13 protein-coding genes are annotated in these 13,943 nt (G+C 68.4%); 7 read left to right on the forward strand and 6 right to left on the reverse strand.

Annotation, left to right across the window (positions count from 1 at the left end; translation table 11 throughout):
- Positions 1–7 precede the first annotated feature (7 nt).
- From ACZ54P_RS26795 to ald, 3 genes are all read right to left on the reverse strand, one after another.
- Positions 8–892, reverse strand: coding sequence for an ABC-2 transporter permease (locus ACZ54P_RS26795; RefSeq protein ID WP_465464324.1), 885 nt, complete (start codon positions 890–892; stop codon positions 8–10).
- Positions 892–2,091, reverse strand: coding sequence for an ABC transporter ATP-binding protein (locus ACZ54P_RS26800; RefSeq protein ID WP_465464325.1), 1,200 nt, complete (start codon positions 2,089–2,091; stop codon positions 892–894). The genes ACZ54P_RS26795 and ACZ54P_RS26800 overlap by 1 nt, the downstream gene beginning before the upstream one ends.
- 681 nt (positions 2,092–2,772) lie before the next feature.
- Entirely contained in the window at positions 2,773–3,888 is a 1,116-nt protein-coding gene (gene ald / locus ACZ54P_RS26805; RefSeq protein WP_465464326.1) for an alanine dehydrogenase, read from the reverse strand.
- A 162-nt stretch (positions 3,889–4,050) separates the two neighbouring features.
- On the opposite strand from ald, the gene ACZ54P_RS26810 reads away from it, so the two are divergent.
- From ACZ54P_RS26810 to ACZ54P_RS26820, 3 genes are all read left to right on the forward strand, one after another.
- Positions 4,051–4,989, forward strand: a complete 939-nt coding sequence (locus tag ACZ54P_RS26810; protein WP_465464327.1) for a zinc-binding dehydrogenase — start codon at positions 4,051–4,053, stop codon at positions 4,987–4,989.
- Positions 4,989–5,408: a pyridoxamine 5'-phosphate oxidase family protein gene (locus ACZ54P_RS26815; protein WP_465464328.1), complete on the forward strand. Its 420-nt coding sequence runs from the start codon at positions 4,989–4,991 to the stop codon at positions 5,406–5,408. The genes ACZ54P_RS26810 and ACZ54P_RS26815 overlap by 1 nt, the downstream gene beginning before the upstream one ends.
- A gap of 116 nt (positions 5,409–5,524) precedes the next feature.
- On the forward strand, positions 5,525–5,752 hold the full coding sequence (locus ACZ54P_RS26820; protein ID WP_007033850.1) for a hypothetical protein: 228 nt from the start codon (positions 5,525–5,527) through the stop codon (positions 5,750–5,752).
- A 121-nt stretch (positions 5,753–5,873) separates the two neighbouring features.
- Here the strand turns inward: ACZ54P_RS26820 and ACZ54P_RS26825 are convergent, their stop codons facing one another.
- Complete coding sequence (locus tag ACZ54P_RS26825) at positions 5,874–7,427, reverse strand: PucR family transcriptional regulator (RefSeq protein ID WP_465464329.1); 1,554 nt, start codon at positions 7,425–7,427, stop codon at positions 5,874–5,876.
- Positions 7,428–7,604: 177 nt separating this feature from the next.
- On the opposite strand from ACZ54P_RS26825, the gene ACZ54P_RS26830 reads away from it, so the two are divergent.
- Positions 7,605–8,906: a bifunctional o-acetylhomoserine/o-acetylserine sulfhydrylase gene (locus ACZ54P_RS26830; RefSeq protein WP_465464330.1), complete on the forward strand. Its 1,302-nt coding sequence runs from the start codon at positions 7,605–7,607 to the stop codon at positions 8,904–8,906.
- Positions 8,903–10,036 (forward strand): homoserine O-acetyltransferase MetX, encoded by a 1,134-nt coding sequence (metX, locus tag ACZ54P_RS26835; RefSeq protein WP_465464331.1) that lies wholly within the window; start codon positions 8,903–8,905, stop codon positions 10,034–10,036. Before ACZ54P_RS26830 ends, metX begins: the two co-directional genes overlap by 4 nt.
- Before the next feature lie 33 nt (positions 10,037–10,069).
- Here the strand turns inward: metX and ACZ54P_RS26840 are convergent, their stop codons facing one another.
- Both ACZ54P_RS26840 and ACZ54P_RS26845 read right to left on the reverse strand, forming a co-directional pair.
- Positions 10,070–10,567 (reverse strand): hypothetical protein, encoded by a 498-nt coding sequence (locus tag ACZ54P_RS26840; RefSeq protein WP_465464332.1) that lies wholly within the window; start codon positions 10,565–10,567, stop codon positions 10,070–10,072.
- A gap of 57 nt (positions 10,568–10,624) precedes the next feature.
- On the reverse strand, positions 10,625–11,215 hold the full coding sequence (locus ACZ54P_RS26845) for an SACE_7040 family transcriptional regulator (RefSeq protein ID WP_465464333.1): 591 nt from the start codon (positions 11,213–11,215) through the stop codon (positions 10,625–10,627).
- 151 nt (positions 11,216–11,366) lie between these two features.
- On the opposite strand from ACZ54P_RS26845, the gene ACZ54P_RS26850 reads away from it, so the two are divergent.
- Together ACZ54P_RS26850 and ACZ54P_RS26855 are read left to right on the forward strand one after the other, a co-directional pair.
- Positions 11,367–12,176: an SGNH/GDSL hydrolase family protein gene (locus ACZ54P_RS26850; RefSeq protein ID WP_465464334.1), complete on the forward strand. Its 810-nt coding sequence runs from the start codon at positions 11,367–11,369 to the stop codon at positions 12,174–12,176.
- Between the two features lie 151 nt (positions 12,177–12,327).
- Entirely contained in the window at positions 12,328–13,941 is a 1,614-nt protein-coding gene (locus ACZ54P_RS26855; protein ID WP_465464335.1) for a carboxyl transferase domain-containing protein, read from the forward strand.
- Positions 13,942–13,943 lie beyond the last annotated feature (2 nt).

Genomic DNA, 13,943 nt, shown 5'->3' on the forward strand with positions numbered 1-13,943 from the left:
CGGTGACTTACGTGATGTCCTTCTTCTGGTTCACGGCCCAGCCCGCCAGGAAGAAGATCATCGTCCAGCCGAAGAAGATGAGCGCGGAAGCCCACCACGAGAACGCGCCTGGAGCGCCGGCCGCGTACTGCAGCGCCCACGCCGTCTCGTCCTGCAGACCCGGCACCTTCACGCCGGCGGCACCGAACGCTTCCGCGCCGATGGCGCCCACGATGCCGTTGACCGTGCCGTTCGGCAGGACGCCGCCAAGCCAGGTGACGTCGGCGGCGCCGAACATGACGAACACCAGGACGTTCTCGACCACGAGCATCCAGATGGTCAGCGTGATGATGCTGCCGACCACACTGCGCCACACCGCGCCCACACCGATACCGAACAGGGTCGCGAGGATCGTCGCGAGGACACCGGCGCCGAGCACCCCCAGCCACTGACCGGCAGTGGGCAGGCGTTCGCTGTCGACCGTGATCACGGTGCCGAGGCTCGCCGCGGCCACGATGATCACACCGTAGATCGCGCCCCAGACGACGTAGGTGATCATCTTCGCGCTCAACGCCGAAACCCGGTTGGGGGCGGTGAGGAACGTCGTCGTGATCGTCTTCTTCGTGTACTCACCGGCGAGCGCGAAGACACCGAAGATGATCGGGATCATCGTGCCGATGTTGATGCCGTGCCCGAGCGCGAGCAGGCCGACGGGCAGTTCGCCGGTCGAGATGCCGAGCGCTTCGGTCAGTTCACGAGTGTCGGAGCGCCCGAGGAAGTCGCTGAAGTCGTTGGTGATCATGCCCCAGAACAGGGCGAACGCGAACGCGAAGACCACCGCGGGGATCATCAGCGCCCACCACGCCTTGAGCGTGAGCGTTTTGCGGAACTCCGCCTTGATCAGGTTGCCCATCAGCCCTGGCCTCCCCAGCCCTCGTTCTGACCCTGCTGCTGCGCCTGCTGAGGTGGCGCCTGCTGGTACTGCTGTTGCTGGGGCTGCTGGCCCTGCTGGAACTGCTGCTGTTGTTGCTGCGGCGGAGCGAACCCGGGCGGCGGCGTGTTCGGCGGCGCGAATCCGGGCGGCGGGGTGTTCTGCGGGGCATAGCCCGGCGGCGGACCCTGGTACCCGGGCGGCGGGCCCTGATAACCCGGGGGCGGACCCTGGTAGCCCGGAGGCGGGCCCTGCTGCATGCCGGGCTGAGGCGCGGCGTACTGCCCCTGGGTCAGCTGGAAGAACATCCGCTCCAGATCCGCGGTCTCCTCCTGCATGCCGTAGACGGCGATGCTCGCCTTGGCGGAGATGTCACCGATCTGCTGCACCGTCGCACCGGAGACCGCGACACGGCCGTCCGGCATCGGCGAGACCTGCGTGATGCCGGCTTCCTGCATCGCCGCGACCAAACCGTTCGCGTCCGCCGACTGCACCAGCACGCGCGACTGATTGCTCTTACGCAACTGGTCCAGCGAGCCGTTGTAGCGCGTCATGCCCTGGCTGATGATCACGACCTGGTCGATCGTCTGCTCCACCTCGTTCAACAGGTGGCTCGAGACCAGCACCGTGCGCCCTTCCTGCGCGTAGGCGCGCAGGAAGTTCCGGAGCCACAGGATGCCTTCGGGGTCGAGACCGTTCGTGGGCTCGTCCAACACCAGCACCTGCGGGTCCCCCAGCAACGCCGTCGCCAGCGCCAGCCGCTGCCGCATACCGAGCGAGAACCCGCCCGCCTTGCGGTCCGCCGCGGACGACAGGCCGACCAGGCCGAGAACCTCGTCCACCCGCCGATCCGGCATCCCGATCGCCGCCGAGTACACGCGCAGGTGATTCCGCGCCGTACGTCCCGGGTGGAAGCCCTCGTTCTCCAGCACCGAGCCGACGACCCTGGCCGGATTCCCCAGCTGGTCGTGCGGACGCCCGTTGATGGTCGCCGTGCCGTTCGTGGGCGTCACCAGCCCGAGCAGCATCCGGAGCGTCGTGGTCTTCCCTGCCCCGTTGGGCCCCAGAAAACCGGTCACCGAACCCGGCTCCACCGTGAAGCTCAGATTCTGGACCGCGTTGACCGCACCGAACTGCTTGCTCAGGTTCTGCACCGCGATGCGGCCACTGCCGTCGTGCATACCGTCCCCTTTTGTTGACGAAGGCCGATCACGCGACATCCTGCCTCACCCGGTGAGTCCGCACTCGCGGAAGGGGGCAATCCGCCGAAAGCGACCTTCGTCACGTTCAGCGCGGTGACGGTTCCATCCCTCAGCGCAGCCGACACTGGGCCGAATGGCCGCTGACGACTGGTTTTGCGCCCTGGAGCGCGAAAATTCACCGACCCCGGCGATGGTCTGTGAAGAAATAATTCGGACGACATCGCAGCCCCATGCAGCGCGACGGCGACTTATTACCTACGATGTAGGAGGCGGCCCGCTCCCAGTGACCCCCAGGCTGGTTGAGCGGGCCGCCCTCAGCCCCTTTGCCCTACCCTGCTCGGTGCTTGCGCACCTTCGCGGTGGTGGGGCTTCGTCGTATCTCCCGGGGGCCGAGCCCCCGGAGCCCCCACGGTGCGGCCGGCCGCGGTTGGCGGGTGGGTCGGCCTCGGGCGCAGAGCGCCCTGGCCTGGTGAGCGATGGGGCCAGAGCGCGTGAAGGTCCCGGAGTGTGTGGGGCCAGAGCGCGTGAAGGGTTCGGTGAGTGGTGGGCTCGTGAGTGGTAATGACGGTTCTAACCATCATTACCACTCACGAGAAAAGGAGCGAGGGACCTTCGCACTGGGGTGGCAAAGGTCCCTCGCGTGGGAGTGTGGCTTGGGGGTCAGGCCAGGACGGTGGCCAGCTCGGTGGCGGGCAGGCCGTGCGCGGTCGCGACCGGGGCGTTCGTCAGGGCGCCATCGTGGGTGTTGAGGCCCTTCGCCAGCGAAGCGTCGGCCTGCAGCGCCTTCTGCCAGCCGTGGTCCGCCAGCTGGACGGCGTACGGCAGCGTCACGTTCGTCAGCCCGTAGGTCGACGTACGCGGGACGGCGCCCGGCATGTTCGCGACGCAGTAGAACACCGACTCGTGGACCTTGTAGGTCGGCTCGTCGTGCGTGGTCGGCCGCGAGTCGGCGAAGCAGCCGCCCTGGTCGATCGCGATGTCCACCAGCACACTGCCGGGACGCATCCGCGAAACGAGCTCGTTCGAGACCAGCTTCGGCGCCTTCGCGCCGGGCACGAGCACCGCGCCGATGACCATGTCGGCCTCCAGCACGGCCTGCTCGACCGACAGCGCGTTCGAGGTCACCGTGCGGATGCGGCCGCCGAAGTCGTTGTCGATCTGGCGGAGCCGGTCGACGTTGGTGTCGAGGATTTCGACGTCCGAGCCGAGACCGAGCGCGACCCGCGCCGCGTTGAGACCGGCGACACCGCCACCGATCACGACCACGCGAGCCGGGTGCACGCCGGGGATCCCGCCGGGCAGCACGCCGCGGCCACCGCTGGGCTTCATCAGGGAGAACGCGCCGACCTGCGGCGCCAGCCGCCCGGCCACCTCGGACATCGGCGCGAGCAGCGGCAGCGCGCGGTTCGGGGTCTGCACCGTCTCGTACGCGATCGCGGTGGTGCCCGCGGCCAGCAGCGCGTCGGTCAGCGGCCGGTCGGCGGCGATGTGCAGGTAGGTGAACAGCACCTGGTCGCGCCGCAGCCGCGGGTACTCCTCGGCGATCGGCTCCTTGACCTTGAGCACGAGTTCGCCCTCGGACCAGGTCTCCTCCGCCGTCGCGAGGACCTTCGCGCCCGCGGCGACGTACTCCTCGTCGGTGATCGACGAGCCGAGGCCGGCGCCGGTCTCGACGAAGACGTCGTGGCCGCGCCCAGTCAGTTCGTGCACGCCCGCCGGGGTGAGCGCCACCCGGTATTCGTGCCTCTTGATTTCACGGGGGACGGCGATACGCACTGGAAGCCTCCTGCGGCGGTTTACTAGAAGGTGCTGCCACTCACGGTGATACACCCGGACGGCGGTGTCATCGTGCGCGCGCGACAATCCTGCGGGCCGATCATGGTTCTGTCGTCACAGCCGCTTGACCTCCACCGAACTGGAGCTTGCACCTTGGTCCACATGAGAGCCGTGTGGTTGAAAGAGTTCGGCGGGCCCGAAGTGCTTGTCGCGGGTGACGCCCCCGATCCGGTCCCGGCAGCGGGTCAGGTGCTGATCGAGGTGGCGTACGCCAACATCACGTTCGTCGAGACACAGGTCCGCGCCGGCGGCGGGCCGTTCCGCGTGGAGCTGCCGATGATCCCGGGCAACGGCGTCGGCGGGGTGATCAGCACGGTCGGCGAAGGAGTCGATCCCGGTCTGGCCGGGAAACGCGTCGTGACCTCGACAGGCGGCTCCGGGGCGTACGCGCAGCGCGTCGCCGTCGCCGCCGATTCCGTCTTCGAGGTGCCGGACGGCCTGGCCCTCGACGCGGCGGTGGCGATCCTCGCCGACGGCCGCACGGCGACGGCGTTGGTGACCGCGGCGCGGATCAAGCCGGGGGAGCGCGTACTGGTCGAGGCCGCGGCCGGGGGTGTCGGCGGACTGGTCGTCCAGCTCGCCAAGGCGGCCGGTGCGGAGGTCGTCGGTGCGGCGGGCGGTCCCGCGAAGGTCGAGCATGTCCAGGCGCGCGGAGCCGATCTGGCGGTCGATTACCGCGAGCCGGACTGGGCGGCGAAGGCGGGCGAGGTCGACGTCGTGTTCGACGGGGTCGGCGGTGAGATCGGCACGACGTCGTTCGGGCTGCTGAGGCCCGGTGGCCGGATGCTGATCTACGGATTGTCGAGCGGCGTCTGGACCGAGGTGTCCGAAGAGGACGCCGCCGCGCGCGGGGTCGCCGTGATCCGGCAGCTCGGCGGGCAGGCCGAGCTGCGGGCGTTCACCGAATCCGCCCTCGCCGAAGCCGCGGCGGGGCGGCTGGAACCCGTGATCGGTCAACGGTTCCCGCTCGAACGGGCGGCGGACGCGCACGCGGCGATGCAGTCGCGGGGCACGGTCGGCAAGACGCTGCTCGAGATCTGATGTTCGACGTCGACGAATTCCTCGCCGGTCCGCTGACGGCGCGGGTCGCCACGACCGGGCCGACCGTGCGTCCGACCTGGTACCTCTGGGAGGACCGGGCGTTCTGGATCCTCACCGGACCATGGGCGCGGCTGGCCGGTCTCGCCCGCGAATCGCCATCGATCGCGCTGACCGTCGATGTCTGCGACGTCGGCACCGGCGTGGTCAAACAGGTGCTCGCGCGAGGTGAGGCGGAGGTACTGCCGTTCGACGTCCCCCGTGGACGGCGGCTGCTGAGCCGGTATCTCGGGGCGGACGAGCGGAAATGGGATGCGCGTTTTCGTTCCTACCTCCACGATGATCCCGAGGTGAAAGGGACCGTCTGGATCCGGATGGTGCCGAAGCGATTCGTCGCCGACGACCTCGGTTATCGGGTTTGACGCACGGCCGCGTTCGCTGGGGGTGAGCGCGGTCTGCAACCTACGGATCGGTAAATGCAGCACGATCGAGTCAAGATGTTGATCTTACTGGCCGGTAAGCTGCCATTCTGTTGCGCATGACAAATCAGGACTGGCGGCGGGAGCGGCGTGTCCGCACCGTCGACACCGAAGGCAATCCGGCGGATGTCATCGTGGGTCTGGTCGAAACTCCCGGGCACGGCTATGAAGCCGCGCTGCGGGTCGACGGCGGCCCCGGTGTGCTTCTGCCGCTTTACCCGGGTGCCGATCTGCTCGCCGCGGTACGCCAGACCATTGAGGACGGATATCGCGCCAGCGCCCACTAGCCGCCGGATGCCAGGAAAGGGTCTTTCAAGACGTTTTACGTCCTGAAAGACCCTTTCATGACGTCGGCGCACAATTTTGTCGCACTACAAAGTATTCGGTACTGAGTAGTTTGTAGTTGAATCAACTCCACCGGAGCGAAACGAGTTGCGTGATCAACGCCAGCCGGACGTCGGGATCGTCGAGGTCCAGCGGGACGAGGTCGAGCAGTCGCCGCATGCGGTACCGGAGGGTGTTGGGATGGATCCGGAGCTCCTTCGCGGCCGCGCGGGGATCGCCGGGGTATCGGAGCCATTGGTAGAGCGTGTCGACGTAGCCGCTCTCGTGGGCTTCGTCGTGCGCGCGCAGCAGGCCGAGCGGACCGAGTTCGGCCACTTTCGCCGTACTCGCCGCCGTTGCCCCGCGATGCAGCGAAAGGGCTGTCCACGCCTCGTCGAAGACGACGACGCGGCCGGGGACGAGCTTGGCGCGCAGCAGGCCCAACGCCTCGTCGGCCTGGGCGCGAGAGGTCGCGAGTTCCCCGATCTCACACGCCGAACCGGCGGCCGCGCGAGGAGTGCCACCGCGGCGCGACGCCGGGAGGGCTTCGAGCGCGGCCCGGAGTTCGTCCCAGCCGTCGCCGTCCGGGACGACGGCGTAGAGCACGCCGCCGAGTTCGGTGGCCACCGGTCGTCTGCCGACACCTTGCGAGATCCGTTCGAGGAGGGCGAGCCGCAGGCCCTCGTCGTCGCGACCGTCGCCGCCGGAGACCTCGATGACGACGACGCGGTGCGGCTCCTCGGACAGGTCGAGTTCGGCGATCGCCTTGCGCGGGCTGGCCTTCCCTTCGAGCACGGCACGCAGGAGTTCGGCCGAGACCCGCCGTTGCGAATCGGTGTGCGCGCGGCGGCGCAGCAGGTGCAGCGCGACGACGGGCGCCGCGTCGGCGAAGGCGGCCGCGCGTTCGTCGGAGACCGGGCCCGCGACGACCGCCCACATCGACCCCAGCAGCTCGCCGCCCATCCGGATCGGCACGATGAGCCGGGGCAGGGTGCCGTCGCGTTGCGCGGGTACGAAGATCGTTTGACGTCCACGGGAAAGCTCGCGGAAGACCCCTCGCGAGCGGAACCGCGCGAGCACGTCGTCGGGGATGCGGCGGCCCATGATCGTGGAGACACGCGCGGAGTCGGTCAAGTCCTGCCGGGCCGAGTAGGCGAGCACCCGCGAGTTGGTGTCTTCGATGGTGACGGGCGCGTCGACGACGGAAGCGACCGCGTCGGCGAGCCGGAACAGGTCGCCGGAGCCGGGGCCGCCGCCGTCCTCCAACGCGTCGGATTCGTCGGCGAGCGCGTCGAGGACGGTCCTGAGCAGCCAGACCAGTTGGGCCCACGACGTCGCCGAGCGCACCTCGATCAACGCGATGTCCGCCGACTTCGCCGCCCGCTTGACCGACGGTTTCGCCGCGAGCGGCGGCTTCAGCAGGACCGCGGCGGCACCTTTCGACGCGCTGAGCTTGACGAGTTCCGCGGCGTCCGACGTCTCGGTGATCGCGACGCCGAGGACGAGATCGCCCGCCGCGAGGGTGTTGCCGGGTTCGGCGATGACGACGTCGCCGACGGCCGGGGACTCCTCGGGGACCTGCAGGGCGTGCAACAGCGTCGGCCCCACCCGGTCGACCACGCTGCGCACGGAAACCATGCCGTGATTGTCCAGTAGCCGGGACCGTCGCACACGTCGGACGCCGATGATGCGACGGTGCTGGTCCTGAGCGCCGCGCCGGAGGTTCCCACCTCCTGAGAGTGGTTGGGTGCTCCGTTCGGCGGAGCTAGTTTCGGTGACAACAGCCGAAACCCTTGAACCGCTAGGAGAATCGCGATGAGCGCGGACGGATGGTCGTTCGAGACCAAGCAGATCCACGCCGGCGCCGCGCCGGACACCGCCACCGGTGCGCGGGCGACCCCGATCTACCAGACCACCTCGTACGTGTTCCGCGACACCCAGCACGGCGCCGATCTGTTCAGCCTCGCCGAGCCGGGAAACATCTACACCCGGATCAACAACCCGACGCAGGACGTCCTGGAACAGCGCCTCGCCGCGCTCGAAGGCGGTGTCGCGGCGCTGGCGTTCGCCTCCGGATCCGCGGCGACGACGGCGGCCATCCTCAACCTCGCGAACGCGGGCGACCATTTCGTCTCCAGCCCGTCGCTCTACGGCGGCACCTACAACCTCTTCCACTACACGCTGCCGAAGCTCGGCATCGAGGTCTCGTTCGTCGAGGACCAGGACGACATCGAGCAGTGGAAGGCCGCGGTCCGGCCCAACACCAAGCTGTTCTTCGCCGAGACGCTGGCCAACCCGGGCAGCAACGTGCTCGACATCCGCGCGGTCGCCGACGCCGCGCACGAAGCGGGTGTCCCGCTGGTGGTGGACAACACCGTGCCGACGCCGTACCTCGTCCGCCCGATCGAGCACGGCGCCGACGTCGTGGTCCACTCGGCCACCAAGTACCTCGGCGGCCACGGCACCACGGTCGCGGGTGTACTCGTCGACGGCGGAACCTTCGACTTCGGCAAGGATCCCGCGCGCTTCCCCGGATTCAACGAGGCCGATCCGAGCTATCACGGCCTCAAGTACTGGGAGGCGCTCGGCCCCGGCGCGTACGCGGCCAAGGCCCGGGTGCAGATCCTGCGTGACACCGGTGCCGCGATCGCGCCGCTGAACAGTTTCCTCATCCTGCAAGGGATCGAGACCCTGTCGCTGCGGCTGGAGCGGCACGTGGCCAACGCGCAGGCGCTGGCCGAATGGCTGGAGCAGCGCGACGAGGTCGAGAAGGTGTACTACGCCGGGCTTCCGTCCAGCCCGTACCACGCGGCCGCGAAAAAGTACCTGCCGAAGGGCGCGGGCGCCGTCCTGTCCTTCGAGCTGCGTGGCGGTGTCGAAGCCGGACGGGCCTTTGTGGACGGTACGGAACTGCACAGCCAGCTGGTCAACATCGGCGACGTACGCAGTCTGATCGTGCACCCGGCCTCGACGACACACAGTCAGCTCACCCCGGAGGAGCAGCGGGCCAGCGGCGTCACGCCGGGGCTCGTGCGGCTCGCCGTCGGACTGGAAGGGATCGAGGACCTCAAGGCCGACCTCGAGGCCGGATTCCGGGCGGCCAAGGCGGCTTTGTGACCCAGGCTCCCGACCTCCCTCCCGTCACCGGCGCGTGGCGGGAGGGAGATCCGCCTGGACGGCGTCAGTTCGTCACCGGCACCCAAGTACTCGAAACCGGACCGGAACTGTCTTTCACGCTCGCCTACGAAACTTGGGGAACGCTGAATTCCAGCGCCTCCAACGCGATTCTCGTCGAGCACGCGCTGACCGGGGACAGTCACGCCGTCGGGCCCGCGGAGGAAGGCCACGTCAGTCCGGGCTGGTGGGACGATCTGATCGGGCCGGGCAAGGCCATCGACACGGACGAATTCTTCGTCGTGGTCCCGAATGTGCTCGGCGGCTGCCAGGGTTCGACCGGGCCTTCGTCGCGGCAGCCGGACGGAAAGGCCTGGGGCAGCAGATTTCCCGCCGTGACCGTACGAGATCAGGTGGCCGCCGAGGTCGTCCTCGCCGACACGCTGGGCATCGGCCGGTGGGCCGGCGTGCTCGGCGGTTCCATGGGCGGGATGCGCGCGCTGGAATGGGCGGTGGGTGAACCGGAGCGGGTCGCGTCGCTGCTGGTCCTCGCGTCGACGGCGCAGGCGTCGGCCGACCAGATCGCCTGGGCCGCGCCGCAACTGCACGCCATTCGCGCCGATCCGGGCTGGCACGGCGGCGACTACTACGACGTCCCGGGCGGCGGACCGGAGGCAGGTCTCGGCATCGCGCGCCGGATCGCGCACGTCACGTATCGCAGTGAGGCCGAACTGTCTCAACGCTTCGGCCGACGCCACCAGGACGGCGAGGATCCGTTGCGTGGCGGCCGGTTCGCCGTTGAGTCCTATTTGGACCATCATGCCGGGAAGCTGTCCCGCCGATTCGACGCCGGTAGTTACGTGGTGCTCACCGAATCGATGAACACCCACGACGTCGGCCGCGGGCGCGGTGGCGTCGCGAACGCGCTGGGCCGCATCACCGCGCGCACGGTGGCCGCCGGGGTCGACAGCGACCGGCTCTATCCGCTGTATCAGTCGCAGGCCATCGCGGACGGCGTCGCGGGTGCCGAGTTCGCCATCATCGGTTCGCCCTACGGGCACGACTCGTTCCTGATCGAGACCGAGCAGATCGCGCGGCTGGTGAAACTGCTCGTGAGTGGTAATGACGGTTAGAACCGTCATTACCACTCACGAGACGCGACCGGGCTAGTCCGCGACGGCGTCCGAAATCCAGGGCGCCACCGGCAGGTCCCGGTCGAGGCATTCCGCCGACAGCCGGATCGTCCAGCGCAGCGCCTGCAGCACCAGGCTGTCGACCTCGTCCGGGGCGGCGTTGGCGAGCGCGATCTCGACCTGTTCCTGCGCGGCCTCGCTGTTGCCGTGCACTTCGGCCAGCAGCGTGCGCACGGCCGTCCGGACGGGCGGGTCGGCCTGATCGATGGAGACCTCTTCGCCGTCCTCGTCGAACACCTGCACCTTGACCGGCGCGCTGCCGCCGTCGCCGAGGGTCGACACCATGGCGCTGCATTCGCCGAAGAGCATCATGACGAGCTCTTTGGTCTCTTCGGAGCGAGCCACCGGTTCGTCGGCCGTCGGCGCGAGCTCGTCGAGCGCCTCGGCGTCTTCCCCGAGGCTGATCGCCACGAGCGCACGCTGCGCCTTCTCGACGAGCCTCCGCTCGTACTCGCTCCTGTCCGGCTCCACGTGCCTATCAAACACCAGTGGACGGAAAAGTGGCGACAGGCGGAAACCCGGACGTGGTCACTTCGCCGCGTGCAGTGCACCCAGCGCGAGGCGGCACAGCATTTCGGCGAGTTCGCTGTCACCGAGATGGCGGTTGTACGGCGTCGAGTTGATCAACCCGAACACCGCGTGTGCCGCCGACCTGGCCTGCCGCTCGCCGATCCCCGGCACGGCGTCACTGATCGCGCGCACCCATACCTCGACGTACTGACGCTGCATGGCGCGGACCTGCTTGCGGTCACTGTCGGTGAGATTGGCGAGGTTGCGCTCCTGGACGGTGATCAGCGCGGGATGCGCGAGCGCGAAGTCCACGTGAAAATGCACCAATGCTTCGAGAACGTCGCCGGGCTCGCCCCGTTGGCTCGCGCGTGCCGTCCCTCCGTCGAGGAGGTAGCGGCTGATCGAATTCAACATCTCGCCGAGAATGGCGTCCTTGCTGCGGAAATGCCGGTACAGCGCGGGCCCGGAGATACCGACCGCCGCGCCGATGTCGTCGATCCCGACGCCGTGGAACCCGTGATGGGCGAAGAGTTCGGCGGCGGCGGCCATGATCTGTTCACGCCTGTTCGCCTTCTCGCCGTTCACGAGTGGGGTGGGGTTCGCCGACATCTGGCCATATTAAGGGCGCGTGTTAGCGAGCGCTAACACGCGGCCGTACTTCCAGCCTGGGCCAAGCGGGTTACCTGGGGAAATGACCCTTTTGCGTGGAGCTACCACCTGGTAATGCTGTGTCTCGTTAACTTGTCACGAAGGAGTGACCATGGCCGTCCCTGCTCGGATCAAATCGCGTTCCTTCATCAGATCAGTCGCGGCCCTGGGGGTCGCCGTTCTCGCCAGTTTCGGGCTTGCCGGCACCGCGCAAGCCGCAACCAACTACGTCGCGCTCGGTGACTCGTACTCCTCCGGTGTCGGTGCCGGCAGCTACGGGGACTCGGGCAACTGCATGCGCAGTACCAACGCCTATCCCCAGTTGTGGGCCAACGCCCACGCCGGCACCTCGTTCAAGTTCGTCGCGTGCTCGGGGGCGCGCACCGGCGACGTCCTCAACCAGGCCGCCAACGTCACCTCCAGCACCACGCTGGTGACGGTGTCGGTCGGCGGCAACGACGCCGGGTTCGCCGACGTCATGACCACCTGCACCACCGGCAGCGATCAGACCTGCATCAACCGGGTCAACACCGCCAAGAACTACGTGAACAACACGCTGCCCGGGCTGTTGAACAACGTCTACAGCACCATCAAGTCGAAGGCGCCGGGCGCTCAGCTCGTCGTACTCGGCTACCCGCGCTTCTACACGGTTCCGGGTTCGTGCTCGGTCGGGCTGAGCGACACCAAGCGCTCCGCGATCAACTCGGGCTCCGACACGCTGGCCTCCGTGCTTTCGGCCCGCGCGTCCGCGCACGGGGCGAAGTTCGTCGACGTCCGGGGTGCTTTCACCGGGCACAACATCTGCTCGTCGGCGAGTGACTACCTGCACAGCCTCACCTGGCCGGTGGTGAACTCGTACCACCCGACGGTCGCCGGACAGCGTGGCGGCTACTACGCCCCGCTGGTCTCCGCGATCGGCTGATCTTCCGAAGTACGTGAAGGCCCCCTTCATTGCGTCTAGCGCCATGAAGGGGGCCTTCACGTACTTACCGGGGATGCGGTGGACAGAGCGGGTTAGCAGGCGTTAACCTGAGCAAGCGAGTTAACGACGGCTAACTTGGCGACGAGGAGCCATGGACACACCCGTACTGAGCACTTCGGCGGATCCGGGCAGCGACGAGTACGCCCGCAGCGTCACCTCCCATGCCGAGCTGGTCGAAGACCTGCGCAAGCGGCTCGCCGCGGCCCGGCTCGGGGGTCCGGAGAAATCCCGCACCCGCCACGTCGAGCGGGGCAAACTCCTGCCGCGCGACCGGGTCGACACCCTCCTCGACCCGGGTTCGCCGTTCCTGGAGCTGTCCCCGCTGGCCGCCACCGGACTGTATGACGACGAAGCGCCGTCGGCCGGGATCATCACCGGAATCGGGCGGGTCTCCGGCCGCGAATGCGTGATCGTCGCGAACGACGCCACGGTCAAGGGCGGCACGTACTACCCGATGACCGTCAAGAAACACCTGCGCGCGCAAGAGGTCGCGCTGCACAACAACCTGCCGTGCGTCTACCTGGTGGACTCCGGCGGCGCGTTCCTGCCGAGGCAGGACGAGGTCTTCCCGGATCGTGAGCATTTCGGCCGGATCTTCTACAACCAGGCGACCATGTCAGCGCGGGGCATCCCGCAGATCGCGGCGGTGCTCGGCTCCTGCACCGCGGGCGGCGCGTACGTCCCGGCGATGAGCGACGAAGCGGTCATCGTGCGCAATCAGGGCACGATCTTCCTCGGTGGTCCGCCGCTGGTGAAGGCCGCGACCGGCGAGGTCGTCACGGCCGAGGAACTCGGCGGCGGGGACGTGCACTCGCGCCAGTCCGGCGTCACCGACCACCTGGCCGAGGACGACGCCGACGCGCTCCGCATCGTTCGCTCGATCGTGTCGACTTTGGGGCCGCGTACGCCACGCCCGTGGGACGTCCTCCCGACCGAGGAACCGGCAGCCGACCCGAACGAGTTGTACGGCGTCGTCCCGACCGACCCGCGCGTGCCCTACGACGTCCGCGAGGTCATCGCCCGGATCGTCGACGGCAGCCGGTTCGGCGAGTTCAAGAAGGAGTACGGCTCGACACTGGTCACCGGGTTCGCCCGGATCCACGGCCACCCCGTCGGCATCATCGCGAACAACGGCGTGCTGTTCGCCGAGTCCGCGATGAAGGGCGCGCACTTCATCGAGCTGTGCGACAAACGCTCCATCCCGCTGCTGTTCCTGCAGAACATCACCGGCTTCATGGTCGGCCGCGCCTACGAGGCGGGCGGTATCGCCAAGCACGGCGCGAAGATGGTCACCGCGGTGGCCTGCGCGCGCGTGCCGAAGCTGACCGTCGTCATCGGTGGCTCGTTCGGCGCGGGCAACTATTCGATGTGCGGCCGCGCGTACTCGCCGCGGTTCCTGTGGATGTGGCCGAACGCGCGGATTTCGGTGATGGGCGGCGAGCAGGCGGCGTCGGTGCTTTCGACGGTCCGCCGCGACGCCATCGAGGCTCGCGGCGACGAATGGTCCACAGAGGACGAAGAAGCCTTCAAGGAGCCGATCCGCGAGCAGTACGAGGCGCAAGGCAGCCCGTACTACTCGACGGCGCGGTTGTGGGACGACGGGGTGATCGACCCGGCGGACACCCGCACGGTGCTCGGCCTCGCGCTGTCCGCGGCGGCCAACGCGCCTTTGTCCGATGTCAACTACGGCGTCTTCAGGATGTGAGC

Source organism: Amycolatopsis sp. NPDC034160 (genome assembly GCF_055575355.1).